Origin of the sequence: Andreprevotia chitinilytica DSM 18519 (assembly GCF_000711875.1) — a bacterium.
GTDB lineage: Bacteria > Pseudomonadota > Gammaproteobacteria > Burkholderiales > Chitinibacteraceae > Andreprevotia > Andreprevotia chitinilytica.
This window is the reverse complement of sequence record NZ_JONM01000013.1, coordinates 107676-124251: the sequence shown is the minus strand read 5'-3', so window position 1 is coordinate 124251 and position 16576 is coordinate 107676. Positions and strand designations below refer to the sequence as shown.

At 61.4% G+C, this 16576-nt stretch carries 15 protein-coding genes; 5 read left to right on the top strand and 10 right to left on the bottom strand.

Annotated elements, in window-relative coordinates; translation table 11 throughout:
* Positions 1-632: 632 nt before the first annotated feature.
* Complete coding sequence (locus tag BR41_RS16205; protein ID WP_035058949.1) at positions 633-1271, top strand: flagellar basal body L-ring protein FlgH; 639 nt, start codon at positions 633-635, stop codon at positions 1269-1271.
* Complete coding sequence (locus tag BR41_RS16200) at positions 1272-1823, top strand: hypothetical protein (protein ID WP_169741318.1); 552 nt, start codon at positions 1272-1274, stop codon at positions 1821-1823.
* 68 nt (positions 1824-1891) lie between these two features.
* On the opposite strand, the gene BR41_RS16195 is transcribed toward BR41_RS16200, so the two are convergent.
* The 4 genes from BR41_RS16195 to BR41_RS16180 form a co-directional block, all read right to left on the bottom strand.
* Entirely contained in the window at positions 1892-2164 is a 273-nt protein-coding gene (locus BR41_RS16195) for a hypothetical protein (RefSeq protein ID WP_169741317.1), read from the bottom strand.
* 94 nt (positions 2165-2258) lie between these two features.
* Complete coding sequence (locus tag BR41_RS16190; protein WP_051711163.1) at positions 2259-2978, bottom strand: response regulator transcription factor; 720 nt, start codon at positions 2976-2978, stop codon at positions 2259-2261.
* Positions 2979-3084: 106 nt separating this feature from the next.
* Positions 3085-3264 carry a hypothetical protein gene (locus BR41_RS24945; protein WP_035058944.1) on the bottom strand — a complete coding sequence of 60 codons (180 nt, stop codon included), beginning with the start codon at positions 3262-3264 and terminating at the stop codon, positions 3085-3087.
* Positions 3265-3559: 295 nt separating this feature from the next.
* Positions 3560-4921, bottom strand: a complete 1362-nt coding sequence (locus BR41_RS16180; RefSeq protein WP_035058941.1) for an ATP-binding protein — start codon at positions 4919-4921, stop codon at positions 3560-3562.
* 260 nt (positions 4922-5181) lie between these two features.
* Here BR41_RS16180 and BR41_RS16170 point away from each other — a divergent pair, with 260 nt between their 5' ends.
* Positions 5182-6903 carry an alpha-amylase family glycosyl hydrolase gene (locus BR41_RS16170; RefSeq protein WP_051711161.1) on the top strand — a complete coding sequence of 574 codons (1722 nt, stop codon included), beginning with the start codon at positions 5182-5184 and terminating at the stop codon, positions 6901-6903.
* A gap of 221 nt (positions 6904-7124) precedes the next feature.
* On the opposite strand, the gene BR41_RS16165 is transcribed toward BR41_RS16170, so the two are convergent.
* From BR41_RS16165 to BR41_RS16150, 4 genes are all read right to left on the bottom strand, one after another.
* Positions 7125-8690: a DHA2 family efflux MFS transporter permease subunit gene (locus tag BR41_RS16165; protein WP_035058935.1), complete on the bottom strand. Its 1566-nt coding sequence runs from the start codon at positions 8688-8690 to the stop codon at positions 7125-7127.
* Between the two features lie 144 nt (positions 8691-8834).
* Positions 8835-10007, bottom strand: a complete 1173-nt coding sequence (locus BR41_RS16160; protein ID WP_035058932.1) for an HlyD family secretion protein — start codon at positions 10005-10007, stop codon at positions 8835-8837.
* 84 nt (positions 10008-10091) lie between these two features.
* Positions 10092-11549, bottom strand: coding sequence for an efflux transporter outer membrane subunit (locus BR41_RS16155; RefSeq protein WP_051711159.1), 1458 nt, complete (start codon positions 11547-11549; stop codon positions 10092-10094).
* Between the two features lie 122 nt (positions 11550-11671).
* On the bottom strand, positions 11672-12196 hold the full coding sequence (locus BR41_RS16150; protein ID WP_169741316.1) for a MarR family transcriptional regulator: 525 nt from the start codon (positions 12194-12196) through the stop codon (positions 11672-11674).
* 167 nt (positions 12197-12363) lie between these two features.
* Between BR41_RS16150 and BR41_RS16145 the strand changes: the two genes are divergently transcribed.
* On the top strand, positions 12364-13296 hold the full coding sequence (locus tag BR41_RS16145; RefSeq protein ID WP_035058927.1) for a cation diffusion facilitator family transporter: 933 nt from the start codon (positions 12364-12366) through the stop codon (positions 13294-13296).
* Between the two features lie 394 nt (positions 13297-13690).
* Here the strand turns inward: BR41_RS16145 and BR41_RS16140 are convergent, their stop codons facing one another.
* A complete protein-coding gene (locus tag BR41_RS16140) occupies positions 13691-15259 on the bottom strand; it encodes an MFS transporter (RefSeq protein WP_035058925.1) in 1569 nt (522 codons plus the stop codon).
* 63 nt (positions 15260-15322) lie between these two features.
* Between BR41_RS16140 and BR41_RS16135 the strand changes: the two genes are divergently transcribed.
* Positions 15323-16216 carry a LysR family transcriptional regulator gene (locus BR41_RS16135; protein ID WP_035058922.1) on the top strand — a complete coding sequence of 298 codons (894 nt, stop codon included), beginning with the start codon at positions 15323-15325 and terminating at the stop codon, positions 16214-16216.
* Positions 16217-16246: 30 nt separating this feature from the next.
* On the opposite strand, the gene BR41_RS16130 is transcribed toward BR41_RS16135, so the two are convergent.
* The coding region (locus tag BR41_RS16130; RefSeq protein ID WP_211251778.1) for a transposase at positions 16247-16576 on the bottom strand (330 nt) is incomplete at its 5' end.

Sequence of the window (16576 nt, the reverse complement as noted above, 5' to 3'; positions counted from 1 at the left end):
CCGACAAGTGTTACCTATGTCTCCCGGCTGAACAGGGGTGAGGGTACTACCACGGGCCGTGCTCTTTTCCCCACCCTCACCCTAACCCTCTCCCACTAATAGCTGAGCAAGGCTAAAGCCTTGCACGCGAGGGCGAGGGGACCGATCATCGTAGTGCGCCATTCATCGTACAAAATCAGCGGCTGCTGTTCATAACTACACCGGTTGCACTGCGTGCTTTTCCTCCCCTTTCGCTAAGCGCCGACGGAGTGTCGCGAGACCTTAGGAGGTTGTTCTCATCAGAGAGGACCGACCGAGGGTAGCCCGTGGCGTGCGAAGCTTTGCTTCGTTCAGCCAGAGCGTAAGGCGCAGGGTCGCCTTTGGAGTGGAGAGGGCCCAAAGGAAAGTGTACAGCCCGAGACAAAGTCCTTTCCCCGGCCGCGCGGCGGAACGCGCTGTAACGCTTTTACCCGCGCCGTAGGCGCATAACTGAATAAGCCACGAATGGCGGGAGATACTCCCCCCAATTCCACATTCCTTGCCCAATCCCTGCACATTCCCTCCCCACAATCCTGCTAGCTGAATCGCGCATTGCGTGCGTCAGCCCGGCGGGGCAAAGCCCCGGTTCTCCAGAGCTGAACAGGGGTGATTCGATGGGACGGATTCTGTGTGTCGTGACGTCTTTGGCGTTGCTCGGCGGCTGTGCCGAGCCAGTGGTGACCGGCCCGACCTCGGCGCGCCCAATGCCCAAGCTGGTGCGGATCGAGAACCAGGGCGGCATCTTTCAGCCGAGCAATGGCTTCAGCCTGTATGAAGAACCGGTGGCCCGCTCGGTCGGCGATGTGTTGACGATCCAGATCGCCGAAAGCCTTACCGGCAGCAATAAATCCAATACCTCGGTCAGCAAGGTCTCCAGCCTGAAAACCAAGAGCGGCCTGGTGAAGGCGTTGTTCGACAAGGATATCGACGCCTCCAGCAACCTCAGCCTGAAAGGCAGCGGTCAGACCGATAATGCCAACACCATGACCGGCACCCTGGCCGTGTCGGTGATCGATGTGCTGCCCAATGGCAACCTGATGGTCGGCGGCGACAAGCGCGTGCTGATCAACGACAACGTCAACATCCTGCGTTTTTCCGGCATCGTGAACCGGCGTGATATCAAGGCCGGCAATGTGGTGTCGTCCAGCAAGGTGGCGGATGCGCGGCTGGAGCAAGTCGGGCGTGGTGTTATTGCCGATGCCTCGACCGTCGGCACCATGCAGCGCATTTTCTACAGCGTGCTGGATTTCTGATTGGCAGCGGTCGGGATGGTGAAGCAACACTTTGTCACCGCATCGCTGGCGGCGCTGCTGGTGGCGACTTTGCCCGGCTGCCTGATCCTGCCACCGCCGCTGCCGATCAGGGACATCATGACGGCCACCGTTTCGGGGATCTCCGAGTTGTCGTCGATGACCCAGGAGTCGTCGATCAGCAAGGGCCGCACCCGTTTGCCGGTCAAGGAAGTCTGCATCCTGTGGAACGACACGGTGTACATCGCCGAATTCGTGCCGACCGTGCAGCAGCGATTGCGCAAATATGGAATATCCAGCGCGGTGTATTCCCCCGGCACCGAGCCGGCCGGTTGTAGCTCGGTGATGGAATATCAGGCCATGCGCGCATGGGATGGCGGCGCGTTCAACCGGGATGGCATGCCGTATATGAGCTATGCGTCGATCACGCTCAGGCGTGGCGGCACCGTGTTATCGACGGCCTCGTACCAGATGGGCGGCATGAAGCTGGATAAATGGGCCAGCAATGAATCCAAGCTGTATACGTTGGTCGACAACTTGCTGTTCAAATACTGACCAGCCATGTAGGGCGCAATCCCTATAGCTGAGCGAATCAAAGATTCGCACGCGAAGGGCATTGCGCCCTACGAATTGATCGGTGCTTTGAATGTGGGTGTGGTTTGCTGGGCCAGCCAACTCAACAGATCATCCGCATCCAGCCTCAGATACCGTGCGCGCTCGCGCACGAGTTCCAGTATTTCCCGCCGAAAACGCAGCGTATCCAGCTTGCTGGCCAGCACATCGCGCCGCTGTTGCTGCAGCACATCCCATGTTGGCGGCTCGTCAGTGGCAGGTTGATGAAACAGGCTGGATGGATGATCGATCCGCTGCGCGGGTTGGGGCCATATGACGTGCATTGCATTGGCTGGAATTGAATCGTGCGGCGTGCTGAATAGGGATTGCAATTCGGAATTCATGGGCAAATAGAGGCATGGAATTGATTCGCGTAACTTAATGGGCAATCAGCATATAGCCGGTGCTGCGAACGGTCTTGATCAGGTCGGGCAGGGTATCGCCCGTGATTTTCTTGCGGATTCTGGAGATATGTTGATCGATGGCGCGCACTGAATAGTCTTCTGGATGATCGCGCAGCATATGCAATATCTGGTCGCGATCCAGAATGCTGTCTGGATAAGTGAACAGGATGCGCATGATGTCCAATTGCTTTCTGGATAGCGCAATGGGCGCAAAGCCATCGCAAACCAGATGGCGATCCATCAAGTCGAGCGACCAGTCGCCGAACTGCATTTGCGCAGCGCAGGATTCCTTGGCCGGTGGCATTTCCCATATCCGCCGCAAGATCGAGCGTGTTCTGGCGACCAGCTCGCGTGGTTCGCACGGCTGGGTGACGTAATCACACGCGCCCATTTCGAGCGCGGCGACGCGCTCCATCGGGTCTGATCGATCGGCCAGTACGATGGTGGGGATATGCGACGAGGTCAGCCCTGGTTGCAGATCGGCCAACTGATCCGCACCGACGCTCATGCCAGAGTTGGCGATATCCAGCAAGACCAGGTCGGCCGAGAGCGCGGCGCAGGTGGGGTAGAGCGCATGCCATTGGCGGAGGGTGTGGAAGCCGAAGCCGTTGGCCTTGAAGCAATGCGCCAGACCGGCCCAGCTTTGCGCGTTATTGCCGGCAAATACCACGTTCAATGGGGGTTGCGATCGCATGGTCGACTCCGTGGGCGGCGCGTTGAGCGCGAGCGAATCCCGGCCAGGCTGAACCTGGCGCAAGTTGACTCACTCGGCGGGCCTGAAATGAATCAGGTGCGACGGATCAGGCGCGGGTATCGACGGCCGGCTTGGCGGCACCACCAGCATCGGCGACGGCCGTTGTCGTGGCTGCCGGGGCGTCTACTGCTGCCGGGGCCGCCGCGGGTGCCGCGGCCGGTTTGGGAGGCGAGCGCCTGGCGGTGGGGGTGGAATTGATGGGGAAGTTGATGCGATTCACGGTCATGGTCGGCTCCTGATTGCGGCAGCGATTCGGCCGGCACGACGATGACCGAACCCGAATCTGTCCTGATTCTGGGAAGCAAATGTGCAAGAAAAATGCAGGGAAATTGAAATGGAGGGGGCGATGTAACGTCTGTTTGTCTCCCCTCTCCCATTTATGGGAGAGGGGCCGGGGGTGAGGGGGGGCGAGATGCAGTGCCCTTTGCAAGCACCCTCTCCCTAGCCCTCTCCCACTAATCGCTGAGCAGGGCTAAAGCCTTGCACGCGAGGGCGAGGGGAGAAGGGCATTGAACAGCCACTCACGCCACTAGCAACGACGACTCATGAATCGGCAAGGTCAGCGTGGCAATCACGCCGATCATGCCGTTTTGCAGCTGCAGACCGCCGCCGTGGCGTTCGGCGATATCGCGGGCAATCGTCAGGCCGAAACCGGCCGTACGAGGCAGCAGGCGATAGGGGGATTCCGCCCGATCGTGGAACGGCTCAAACAGCGTTGCCAGTGCGTGGTCAGAGAGCGCCGGCCCGGCATCGCGGACCTCGATCACCAATTGCCGGGCGGCGGTGTACATCATTACGTGGGCAAAGCCGCCGCATTTGACGGCGTGCTCCAGCAGGCTCATCAGGCAATGTCGCAGCAAGCCGGGGTGGCCTTTCACCGCCACGCCATCCGGCAATGGGCTGCACATCACGTCCCAGCCGGCATCCAGCCCATCGTTACAGGCATCGCCCACCAGGGATTCGGCGCGGATCATCAGCGGTTGCAGGTCTTCTTTGCCGATGCACTGCGCCAGCTCGGCGCCGGAGCGGATGCGCAGTTGCATGGTCTGCAGGGTTTCGTGGATTTCGCGGCGGATTTGCGGGGAGTCCGGCTGTTCTATCCGTACCTGCAGCGCCGCGATGCTGTCCTGCAAATCAATGATGACGCCAGAGAAGATGCAGATACGTTGCTGCACATGCTGATGCAACTTGTTGCGCAGGGTATTCAAGGCGCGGATGCCTTTGCGCAATTCCCGGCTGCCTTGTTCCTTGGCGTGGTGTTGCAGGTCTTGTCCCAATCCCTGCGCCACGCCGGCCAGTTGTTTGAGCGGTGAGGTGGCCAGCCAGGTGGCGATGGCGGACAGAACGAGCAGGCCGGTGAGGAACAGCACCAGTTGCCACGTCGTGCAGGGCTCGGCGAGTGGGCGGAGCGATGAATCGAAACTCAGCCGCAATGGCGTGCCATCCATCAGCCGCAAATCTACCGTGGTGCACAGGGAGGGTTCGGGGCGCGATTCAGCGCCGAGCGCTACGCGGCAATCCGGGCTGAGGCGGACATCGCGCACCTTGCCGGCATTGCCCAGACCGAAATTGATTTCCGTGCGCAAGTCCCCGATGGATTCGCCGCGAACCGGCGCCAGATCGCCAAACTGCATATTCAAACCCAGCCAGCCGATGGCCTCCGGCATTTCCAGCCGGGCCGCCTTGGAGACGCTGTTGAGCTGGATGGCCAGCTTGATGGCCTGTTGCGCAATCTGCTGATTGTGCTGGGCGATCAATTCGCTGTTTCTGGCCTGACCGGGCAGCCAGAACGCGCCCAGAAAGGTGGCCGACATGCCGAGCGCCAGCAGCAAGAACATGCGGCAGTTCAGCGATGAGCGGAATTGCATCCATAGATCACGCATTTCATGTCCTCCTGAAACATGGCTTGCGGAGGATTATGTGCAAAGCGCCATGGGCTGGGCGGCTGGATATGTAGCCGGATATGTCATGGCGGGCGGCTGGAAACACGCTGATACAAAATTGCCTGGGGTGGGGGGAATGGGGAAGACCAACCGGGGTGGGGTGGCAGTGCCAATGCTGAAAACCAAATTGCGGCTCCGGCTGGCGCTCATGCGAATGGAATGGCAACATGGCTAACTTCAAACCGGTTTGAGGTTGTGCCATGCCGCTGCGTCGTTCCTTGCTTGCTTCGCTGATCCTTGCTGCTCTGGCGGGCTGTGCCGCGCCGCCGCCGGCACCACCCAAGGCCGTTCCCACCGCGCCAGTCGCCGCACCGGACAACAGTTTTGCCAATAATCCGATCGTTTATTTCCTGATCACCGACCGGTTCATGAACGGCAATCCGGCTAACGATCACAGCTACGGTCGGCAAGGCGATGGCGAGCAGGAGATCGGCACCTTCCACGGCGGCGATCTGGCCGGGGTGACGGCGAAGCTGAAGGAAGGCTATTTCAAGCAACTGGGCGTGAACGCGATCTGGATCACCGCGCCGTATGAGCAGATTCACGGCTGGGTGGTCGGTGGCAACAATGCGTTCCAGCATTACGCCTATCACGGTTATTACGCGCTCGATTACACGCTGCTCGACCAGAACATGGGCACGCCGGAAGAGCTGCACGAGATGATCGACACCGCCCATACGCAGGGCATTCGCGTGTTGTTCGACGTGGTGATGAACCACCCCGGCTATGCCGATATCCAGTCGCTGTCCGAATACGTGCCGCAACTGCTGTGGAAAGGCTGGGAGAAATACAAGATCAGCGATTACCACTCGTGGATCGACTACAACAATTTCGCCTTCAAGCAATGGTGGGGGCGGGATTGGGTGCGTGCCGGCTTGCCGGGGTATATCGAAGGCGGCAGCGATGACCTGACCAAGCAACTCGCTTACCTGCCGGACTTCCGTACCGAAAGCCCGGAGCCGGTCGGCCTGCCACCGTTCTACGCCAGGAAGCCCGATACCCGCGCCGTGGCGCTGCCCAACACCACCGTGCGTGGCTATCTGGTGAAGTGGTTGACCGACTGGGTGCGCGATTACGGCGTGGATGGCTTCCGCTGCGATACGGTCAAACATGTTGAAGGCGCATCGTGGCAGGCGCTCAAGCAAGCCGGCACGCAGGCGCTGGCGGAATGGAAGGCCGCCAACCCGACCAAGAAAATCGACGACGCCCCGTTCTGGATGACCGGCGAGGTGTGGGGGCATGGTGTCGAACGCGATAGCTATTTCGATGTCGGTTTCGATAGCCTGATCAACTTCGACTTCCAGGGCCGCAATCTGGATGACCCGAAGGCGCTGGATACCATCTACGCCTATTACGCCGATAAGCTGGAAGCCGGCCGTGCTGGCGGCAAGGCGTTCGATGCGCTGTCTTATATCTCGTCGCACGACACCGATCTGTACACCCGCAAGGATCTGGTCGATGGCGGCAGCGCGCTATTGCTGGCACCGGGCGGCGTGCAAATCTTCTACGGCGACGAAAGCGCCCGCCCACCCGGCCCACGCCCCAGCGGCGATGCGCAGCAATCCACCCGATCGGACATGAACTGGAACAGCCTCGATCAGACGGTATTGGCGCACTGGCGCAAGCTCACCACATTCCGCGCCCGCCACGTGGCGATTGCGCGTGGCGAACATCGCAAATTGTCCGACGCGCCGTATGCATTTGCGCGGATCACCGGCAATGACCGCATCGTGGCGGTGCCGAAGGCGAAGGGTGAGGTGGTGATTCCGGTGGCCGGCGTGTTCGCCGATGGGGACGTGCTGCGGGATGCGTATTCAGGCGCGAGCGTGAAGGTGGCGGATGGCAAGGCCACGGTGCAGGCGCAGGGGACGGTGTTGTTGGAGGGGGGCGCTAAGCTGAAGTTGGCGATTACGCCTCCGTAGTCCGGACGGCTTGGCCGGCCGGGGCAGCTAGCGTACCAATTCCGGTCGCGGAGCATGTTACGACGCCCCCCGGCCGGCCAAGCCGTCCGGGCTACAGTTGCTTAAGGCGAGAGATGCAAAGAATTGTAGGAGCGAGCTTGCTCGCGATGGCACCGTTTAATTGACCAGTGCTATCGCGAGCAAGCTCGCTCCTACGAGGGGCTACGAGGTTGGGTCGGCGATCAATGCCCGCCGCCACCCGCTGCCGCATTTCCGAACGGCGGTTTGGCACGCCAGACCAGAATGATCAGGAAGAAGAACACCACGCCCACCAGCCAGAACATTTCCTTGGTGGCGAGCATGAAGGCCTGCTGGTTGATCATCGCTTCGATCTGCGCGTAGGCCGCGTTGCCCGGCAGGATGCTTTGCAGCTTGCTCACGTAGTCGGTCGACGCCGGGTTGAAGGCGGTGACGTTCTCCACCAGTCGTGCATGGTGGAAGCTGGCGCGCTGATCCCACATGAACACGATGATGGCGGTGGCGAAGCTACCGGAAATCGTGCGGAAGAAGTTCGACAGGCCGGATGCCGCAGCCAGTTTGTCCGGCGTGATGCCCGACAAGATGATCTGGTTCACCGGAATGAAGAAGCACGCGATACCGATCCCCTGCAGGAAGCGCGGCACGATCACCTGGTTGAAGGCGGTATCCAGATTGAAGCTGGCGAACCAGAACATGGTCGCGCCGAACACCGCGAACGCAATCGACGACACCACGCGCAGGTTGAGCTTCTGGATGTTCTTGCCGATGTAGGGCGACAGGAAGAACGCCAGCACGCCGCCCGGCGCAGTCGCCAGACCTGACCACGTGGCGTTGAAGCCCAGCACCGTCTGCAGCCACAGCGGCAACAGCACCGTACTGCCGAAGAAGCAGAACATCCCCATGCTCAGGATGATCACGCCGTAGCGGAAGTTGCGCGTCTTGAGCAGCGACAGATCGACCACCGGGTGGGCATCGGTCAGTTCCCACGCGACCAGGAACACCAGCGACACCGCCGCGATGATGGATAGCGTGAGAATGAACGGCGAGGTGAACCAGTCCATGTCGTTGCCGTTATCCAGCATCAGTTGCAGGCTGCCGACGCCGACGAACAGCAGCACGAGGCCGACGTAGTCGATCGGTTTGCGCTCCAGCGGCGTTTCGCGGTCTTTCAGGATGCGCCAGGTGACGATGCCCGCCAAGATGCCTACCGGCACGTTGATATAGAAGATCCATGGCCAGCTGTAGTTGTCGGTAATCCAGCCGCCCAGCATCGGGCCGAAGATCGGCGCGACGATCACCGTCATCGACCAGAGTGCGAGCGCCAGTCCTTTCTTGTGCGGTGGATAGGTGTTGAGCAGCAGCGTTTGCGACAGCGGCACCATCGGGCCGGACACGAAACCCTGCATGAAGCGGAAGAACACCAGCTGTTCCAGATTGGTGGCCATGCCGCACAGGGCGGACATCAACGTGAACAGGATCACCGACAGCGTAAAGACCTTGACCTGGCCGAAGCGCTGGGCGAGCCAGCCGGTCAGCGGTACGACGATGGCCGCCGCCAGCCCGTACGAGCTGATGGCCCACGTGCCCTGGTTGGCGCTGGCGCCGAGGTTGCCGGCGATGTGCGGCACCGAGACGTTGACGATGGTGGTATCGAGGATCTCCATGAAGGTGGAGAACGCCAGCGCCACGGTCAGCAGCGCCAGCTTGCCATCCACGATGGGCGCTGGGGCGGCCTTGGGGACGGAGTCCATTGAGGCGACTTCGGACATTTAATTGATGCTCCAGTGCTGAGCCGTTAACAAAATCCAGCACATAGGATGGGTTGAGCGGAGCGATACCCATCACTCTCCGTCATCGGAAACGATGGGTATCGCTCCGCTCAACCCATCCTGCGTGCTCGCAAGCAAAGACGATTACTTGCGGTTGCCTGCGTTCTTGGCGATCACACCGTCGGCAATGGCTTCGGCTTCCGCCAGCGGCTGGTTGAAGGCCTGGGTTGCGATGATCGAATCCTTGTTCGGGTTCGATGCCAGCACCGGGCCGTTGCGATCGTGCGTATCGACCGTCACGACGGTCGACAGACCAATGCGCAGCGGGTGTTCACCCAGTTGCTTCGGATCGAGCGAAATACGCACCGGTACGCGCTGCACCACCTTGATCCAGTTACCGGTGGCGTTTTGCGCCGGCAACAGCGAGAACGCCGAACCGGTACCGGCCGACAGACCCACCACCTTGCCGGTGTACTCGACCTTGCTGCCGTACACGTCGGCTTCGACCTTGGCCGGCTGGCCAATGCGGATGTTCTTCAGTTCGGATTCCTTGAAGTTGGCATCCACCCACAATTGGTTGAGTGGCACGATGGACATCAAGGAGTTACCCGGGGCCACGCGCGCGCCGACCTGCACGCTGCGCTTGGCCACCTGGCCGGAGACCGGGGCGACGATGGCGTTGCGGCGGGCAGACAGCCACGCTTGGGCGTAGTTGGCCTTGGCGGCGAGTACGCTCGGGTGGTCAACCAGCTTTACGCCGTCAATGCCTGCGTCAGCCGATTCATATTGCTTCTGGGCCGATTCGAGTGAGGCTTGGGCGCTCGCAACGGCTTGCTTGGCGTGGTCGACGTCTTCTGCCGAGACCGCTTGCTCGGCCAGCAACGGGGCACGGCGGGCGAGGTCGTCCTTGGCTTTTTGCAGGTCGACGTTCTTTTGTGCCAGCACGGATTTGGCTTGGTCGGCGTTGGCGTATTGCTGACGCAGCTGGCGCACGGTTTCGCCCAGCTTGGCTTCGGATTGACGCAGGGCGACTTCGGCATCGGCCGGGTCGAGCTTGATCAGGTCCTGGCCGGCTTGGACGAATTGCGTTTCATCAGCGCGGATCTCGGTCACGGAGCCGTTCACCTGCGAGGTGATGGTGACGGTATTGCCGCCCACGTAGGCGTTGTCGGTCTGTTCGCGCTGGCTCAGCACTTGGGTGTAATAAGCGGCGTAGCCGATGCCGGCGAGGATGAACAGCGCGGCGATGCCCAGCAGGATGGGCTTGCGCTTCGGGTCGGCGGTCGGGGTAGGGGCGGGGGCTCGTTCGGTCGTCATGTGGAATGCTCCAGTACGCAATGTTCGGTGTTTGGTTATGTATTCGGGTCGGGTTTGGTTCAGGTATCTGGACTGGTCACAGCATCAGTCGGCGGCCGGCCGGGTTGCGGCCGGGGCGTGGTAACCGCCGCCCAGTGCCTTGATCAGCGCGATTTCGCTATCCAGTCGGGCCTGCTGCAATTGCAGTGCCGTGTCTTGCTGGGTGGCAACCGCCAGTTGCGCTTGAATCACTGCGCTGCGATCCACCAAACCGATCTTGAGACGGGATTGCGCGGCGGTTTGCAGCGCCTGCGCGCTCTTCTGGCTGTCGGCTTGCGCCTTGATCTGGTTCTCCAGCCCGCGAATCGCGACCGCTTGCTGCGCCACATCGCGCACGGCGTTGACGATGGCCTGGTTGTAATCGGCAATCGCTTCATCCCGCTTGGCGCGTTGCGTGCCGAGCTGGGCGGAGAGACGGCCATTATCGAAGATCGGCAGGCTGATCGATGGCAACAGGCTGGCGGTGTGGCTGGTCCAGTCCAGCAGCTTGCCGGCTTCCAGCGTATCGAAACCGAAACTGCCGCCGATATTGATCTCTGGATAGAACGCGGCCTTGGCCGATTCGATCTTGGACAGCGACGCTTCCACGCGCCAGCGGGCCGCTTGCAGATCAGCACGGCGTGCCAGCAGCTCGAAACCGAGTTCCTTCGGCAGAGCACCATCCTGATTCGGTAGTGGACGCGGTGTGAGGTTGCCCAATGCCTTGGCATCGCCACCGATCAAGGCGCGCAATGCCTCGCGATCCTGGCCGGCCTGGGTTTCAATCGCTGCGATCTGGCGGGCCAGCTGGGCTTGATCGCCCTGCACCGATTCACGCACGGTGATCGGGTCGAGGCCGCGATCGACGCGCTTCTTGCGCAATTCGGACAGCGACGCCTGCAGCTTGGCCTGATTGCGCAGCACATCCAGTCGCGCCCAATCCGCCTGCAACTTGTAATACGTTTGCGCGACCGAAGCGGCCAGACCTTGCTCGGCCTGCGCGGCATCGGCGCGGGTGGCGTTGACTTCGCCGACGGCCCCGGCAATCGCGGCGCGGTGTCTGCCCCAGATGTCGAAGTCGTAGCTGGCCTTGGCGATCAGCTGCGATTCGGTGATCCAGTTGCCACCCAGCGGCGGCGGGAACAGGCCGTTGGCCGAGTAGTAGTGACGGTCATACGCAGCTTCGACGCCGACATTCAAACCATCGTTGGCGTGTTGGCCAGCCAGCGATGCTTGTGCGGTCTTCACGCGGGCAGCGGCGGTGGCGACGCTCGGGCCGTCTTTCAGCGCGGTATCGATCAGCGCGCTGAGTTGCGGATCGTTGTATTGCTCCCACCAGCGGGCAGCCGGCCAGCCTTCACGGGCGAGCTTGATGTCGGCGGCGAGTTGCGCACCCGCGGCATCGCGCTGCGGTTGCGTGCCGGATTCGGACGGGATGATGGCGCAGGCGGACAACAGGATCGCTGCCGCAGCCGTTAGCACCAAGGGCGCACTGAGGCGATAGGCTGTAAGGTTCTTGATCATTGAATTATTCATTTTTTAACCATCTGGATAAAAAAACGGGTCGGGCGGGCTGCGAAATAGCCGGTATCGGTTCAAACAGTCGGGAAGTTGCGCAGGCTACGGGGCGGGCAGGGGGCTCGCAATCAGTCGAATTCGCACAGCACCCGTTTAAGCAGGCTTTCAAGTACGTTTTTCTCGTCCTGGTCGAGCACGTCGAACACCACGTGGCAGCGTTGCCGCAGCAGGGGCAGCAATTGATACACCTCGTCCTCGCCGGCCTTGGCCAGGCGCAAATCGACGCGGCGTCGGTCGTCCTGATTGGGCGTGCGTTCCAACAGGCCCTTGGCGACGAGTTCATCGCAGATGCGGGTGACGTTGGCGCGCGATTCACCGGTGGCTTCCGCCAGTTCGGATGGGTTGAGCGAGCGCTCCGGATCGCCGAACAGCATCATCAGCGCCTGGAAGCTCACCGAGTTCAGCTCGTATTCACGCAGCGCTTCGTTCATCCGGCTGTGTAGGCCGGCGTAAACGTGCTTGACCAAATGCACTAGCAACACGTTTTGCTTGTTGCTGCCTGGCATGCGTCCGCAAACCCGGTTGATCTTTTCTTCAACCGGCTGGAAGCTTTCTGGGGTGGTGGTGATCTTGTTCATGACGGAATAATACATTTTGTAATTATCAATTTGCAACATGCTTTTTCTGCCGTTCGTCGCCAAGGGCTGGCGAAAGTGTTTTATGCCTCGTGAGTACTCACGCTGAGACCGGGTATTGCTGGGGCGTGGGTAAAGCGGGGCACCGGTATGCTCAAACGCGATTCATTCCACATAAAAAGCCCATGTCTGCCCACGTCCAAACCAATGCCAACAACGCTCGCCTCGAGCAACGCACGCTTGCCATCTCGCTCGCCGGCTGTATCAGCATCGCCATCATTGGTGTTGGTTACGGCTTTTACAGCGAATCGAACGCCATCATCCTCGATGGCTTTTTCTCGCTGTTCAGCGTGGTCGGCACCTTGCTCAACCTGCTGACGGCCCGACTGATCACCCGCCCGGACGACGCCCGTTTCCAGTACGGCTACTCGCATCTGGAACCGCTGGTGAACACCATCAACGGCAGCATGATGCTGGCGATCTGCCTGTACGCCTTCATCAATGGCGTCTCTGGTCTGCTCGATGGCGGCCACCAAGTGCAGGTCGACCACGCGATCGCCTATGCCGCCGTCTGCAGCCTGCTGTGCCTGGGCATGTACGCGATGGAGTGTGGCGTGGCGAAGAAGACCGGCTCGCAACTGGTGCGGATCGATGCCAAGGAATGGCTGCTGGATGGCGTGTTCAGCTTCGTCATCCTGATCGGCTTTGCGGTGCTGGCTGCGGCCAGCGATGACTTTCGCGCCAACTGGGGGCGATATGTCGACGGCGTACTGGTCTGCACCATGGCGCTGATCTTGTTGCCGATCCCGTTCGGCATCCTGCGCCGCAACGTGCGCGAGCTGCTGTGGATCGCGCCGGATGAGGCGATCACCGGCAAGCTGGAATCCACCGTGGCACGTATCGCTGCCGAACACGATGTCCGCGACCATTCCACCCACATTGCCAAGAGTGGCCGCAGTTATGTGGTCGAGGTCAACTTCACCACCGGCCCGGATTTCGCTGCGCAATCGGTCGCCGCGCAGGATGCCTTGCGCCAGCAGCTGTGGCGCGAGCTGGATATGCCGTTGGAGCAGATCTGGTTGTCGGTGTGTTTTACGGAGCAGCGGCGGTGGGCGTAGGGAGAGAGTTTGCAGTTATGCGCCTACGGCGCGGTTAAAGGCATTACAGCGGGAATCCGTCCCGCGACCGGGGAAAGGACTTTGTCTCGCCAAAGCCCTCTCCACTCCAAAGGCGACCCCCGCTGGGCGGCTCTGGCTGAACGAAGCAAAGCTTCGCACGCCACAGGCTACCCTCGGTCGGTCGCGAGCCTAAGGTCTCGCGACACTCCCTCGGCGCTTAGCGAAAGGGGAAGAAAAGCCCCAGCGCAACCATCGCGAGAAAAATTGATACAGCTATCTGCCATTGCCTGCTATTTCGTAGGGCGTAATCCCTATAGCTGAGCGAATCAAAGATTCGCACGCGAAAGGGCGTTGCGCCGCATTTAATCTAAATACGCAATACCTGATCTAAAGCCTACCGCAATGGCCGCTGCACCAGCGCCACCACTCCCGCCACCAACGAAAACACCGCCAGCCCCACATAAAGGTGATCGGCCGTAATCAACGTGGCCTGCCGATCAATCTCCGCCGACCATTGCATCAACGTCTGGCCGAATTGCCCGCCCGTCGCTAGCGTATCCAGCGTGGCATGGTCAAAGCGGCTGACCAGATCGGTACGCGCTTGCGCCACGCCGGACTGCAGCATCAGGCTGCTCATGCCGGTACCAAACGCAGTACCCAATTCCCGCATGATGTTCTTCAACTGGTAGGCGTGGGCGAAGTCCTCGTTGTCGAAATCGAGGTACGTCATCGTCGCCACCTGCAGCATGATCAGCACCGGCGTCAGCCCCTGGATCACGATTGCGGGTAGCAGCAGGTTGGTCGATGCGCCGGGCATGGCGCTGGTGCTCAGCGATGCGCAGGCAACGGCCAGCAGCAGAAAGCCGATGCCGATGACGCGCCGTTTGCGGAACAGGTGCGGCATCCAGATGTTGTAGGCCACCAAAGCCCCCAGCGTTGCCAGCCCACCCCACAGCATCAGCTCCCCGGTGGTCAGGAAATTGAAGCCCAGACCTGCTTGCAGGTAGCTGGGCAGCAGCGTATTCCAGAAGCCGCTGATGCCATAAAAAATGGTGTAGAAGCCGAGCCCGACCAGATAGCGGCGGCTGACCAGCCGGCGGGCGTCCAGCCACGGGTCCGGGTAGTTGTGCAGACGGGCGGCGATGAAGGCGACGATGCCGACCCCGATCAGCAAGATGGGGATCAAGCTGCTTTCCGCGCCGGGCTGCAGATAGCGGAAATCCTGCAGCACGTGCATCAGCAACAGGCTACCGATACCCAGCGCCAGCGCGGCCGGCCAATCCAGATGGCCCATGCGCGATGGCTCCGCGGCATCTGCGCCGACGCGGCGAGGATAGACCACGAACACCAAGGCGAATACCGGCAGCGTCAGCAGCGCTTGCAGCCAGAAGATGCTGCGCCAGCTGGCCCATTCAACCACTTGGGCCGACAGCCACGGTGCGATGGCGAGCAAGCCGAAACTGCCGAAACCGAAGCCCCAGAACAGCCGGGGGCGTTCGGTGGGTTTGGTCACCAGCTGGATCAGCACGCGGGAGGCGGTAAACAGGCCGCCGCCACCCAAACCCTGCACGATGCGCGCCCCAACCAGCATCCAGATGTCATTGGCTTGTGAACAGCCGAGTGCGCCGAGGAAATACAGCAGCAGCGCCGCCAGCGTGTATTTGCGGTAGCTGGTGTAGTGCGCAGCCCGGCCGATCACGAGGTTGGCGACGATGGCCGCTGCCGCATAGCCGCTGATCGCCCACAGATATTCCTCCGGCGCGGCATGCACACCGCCGCGGATGTGCGCGCCGGCAATGCCAATCATGGCGGAGGCGATGAAATCCAGACCGGTGACCAGCCCGGCGGCCAAGCCAAAGAGCCAGACTTGAGCGACACCCATTTCCGGGTGTTTGGCGAGCAGCGGCGCAGGCGATGCGGCTGGCAGTGAATGGGAGGGCGAAATGGCGGGCGAAGAGTTCATCGCCGCACGGTATATTGTATGGATTGGTGGATAAACTGCCTTTTCTGGAATGATTGTTCATCCATGAAAACAAAAGACTGGAATGACTGGTATCTGTTCGCCACCGTGGCGCAGCTAGGTAGCTTCACCCGCGCTGCGGAACGGCTGGATGTGCCGAAATCCTCGGTCAGCGTGGCGGTGGCCCGGCTGGAAAAACGCCTCGGTCAGCGCTTGCTGGAACGCAGCACCCGCCGCTTGCGGCTGACCGAAGCCGGTACGCAGCTACTGCGCGAAATCGGCCCGCTGTTTGAACAGCTGGAAGATGTCGCCGACGGCATGACCGCGCAAGGTGATGAGCCGCGAGGCTTGCTGCGCATCGCTGCGCCGTATGAGTTCGGCATGCAGCAGCTGGGTGATGTGGTGTGTGACTTGCTGGCGCGTTATCCGCAGCTGGAAGTCGAAGTGGATGTGATCGCGCGGCAGGTCGATCCGCTGGCGGAGGGCTATGACGTCACCTTTGCCATCACGGCCGAAGCCCTGCCCGATTCGGGCCGCATCGCCAAGCGCGTGTTTACCGTGGAGCGCGGCTTGTTTGCGTCGCCGGCGCTGGTGCGGCGGCTCGGCTTGCCAGCGGGGGTATCGGGCTTGAGCGACTGGCCGCTCATTGCGGCGATGACCGAATCCAGCTGGGGCTTCCAGACGCCCGGCGGCGAGCGCCGCATCGTCAATCTGAACCCGCGTTTACGTACGCCCAACGCCGGTTTGCGCCTGCAAGCCGTGATCGCAGGGCTGGGGGCGAGCATGATTGCCAACAGTTTTTGCGAGGCAGAAGTGCGGGCCGGGCGCCTGCTGCGGTTATTGCCTGAACACACGCCGGATCCATTGAAAATCTACGGCTTCATGCCCGCCCGCCGGCTGACCCCGGCCAAGACCCGCGTGTTCATGGATGCGCTGGAGGCGTGGCTTGGGCCGCGTTGAAAACCGAAAACGTAGATACCGTCTTGCCCGTCAATCACTGAACGCAAAATTGGGCTGGTAGGGCTTCTGTGTTTTGAGTACGCCAAAGCACAGGTGCACCAGCTTGCGCATGGCAGCGCCCAGCGCCGATTTCTTCGCCTTGCCGCGCGCCAGCAGCCGCTCGTAGTGCGCCTTGATGTCCGGGTTGTAGCGGATCGCCACCACCGCCGCCATGTACAGAACAGCCCGCACTCGCGCCGGGCCGGCTTTGGACAGGCGGGACGGCCCCGCCAGTGAACTGCCCGACTGCCGCTCCACCGGCACCAGCCCCAGATAGGCCGCCAACTGCTCGGCTGATCTGAACCGGTAACGGTGCATGAT

What these genes read in the sequence shown, in the direction of transcription:
- BR41_RS16140 (WP_035058925.1), bottom strand. Translation starts at nt 15,259, where the DNA reads ATGAACTCTTCGCCCGCCATTTCGCCCTCCCATTCACTGCCAGCCGCA.
- BR41_RS16170 (WP_051711161.1), top strand. Translation starts at nt 5,182, where the DNA reads ATGCCGCTGCGTCGTTCCTTGCTTGCTTCGCTGATCCTTGCTGCTCTG.
- BR41_RS16135 (WP_035058922.1), top strand. Translation starts at nt 15,323, where the DNA reads ATGAAAACAAAAGACTGGAATGACTGGTATCTGTTCGCCACCGTGGCG.
- BR41_RS16155 (WP_051711159.1), bottom strand. Translation starts at nt 11,549, where the DNA reads ATGATCAAGAACCTTACAGCCTATCGCCTCAGTGCGCCCTTGGTGCTA.
- BR41_RS16205 (WP_035058949.1), top strand. Translation starts at nt 633, where the DNA reads ATGGGACGGATTCTGTGTGTCGTGACGTCTTTGGCGTTGCTCGGCGGC.
- BR41_RS16145 (WP_035058927.1), top strand. Translation starts at nt 12,364, where the DNA reads ATGTCTGCCCACGTCCAAACCAATGCCAACAACGCTCGCCTCGAGCAA.
- BR41_RS16190 (WP_051711163.1), bottom strand. Translation starts at nt 2,978, where the DNA reads ATGCGATCGCAACCCCCATTGAACGTGGTATTTGCCGGCAATAACGCG.
- BR41_RS24945 (WP_035058944.1), bottom strand. Translation starts at nt 3,264, where the DNA reads ATGACCGTGAATCGCATCAACTTCCCCATCAATTCCACCCCCACCGCC.
- BR41_RS16165 (WP_035058935.1), bottom strand. Translation starts at nt 8,690, where the DNA reads ATGTCCGAAGTCGCCTCAATGGACTCCGTCCCCAAGGCCGCCCCAGCG.
- BR41_RS16195 (WP_169741317.1), bottom strand. Translation starts at nt 2,164, where the DNA reads ATGCACGTCATATGGCCCCAACCCGCGCAGCGGATCGATCATCCATCC.
- BR41_RS16160 (WP_035058932.1), bottom strand. Translation starts at nt 10,007, where the DNA reads ATGACGACCGAACGAGCCCCCGCCCCTACCCCGACCGCCGACCCGAAG.
- BR41_RS16150 (WP_169741316.1), bottom strand. Translation starts at nt 12,196, where the DNA reads ATGTATTATTCCGTCATGAACAAGATCACCACCACCCCAGAAAGCTTC.
- BR41_RS16180 (WP_035058941.1), bottom strand. Translation starts at nt 4,921, where the DNA reads ATGCGTGATCTATGGATGCAATTCCGCTCATCGCTGAACTGCCGCATG.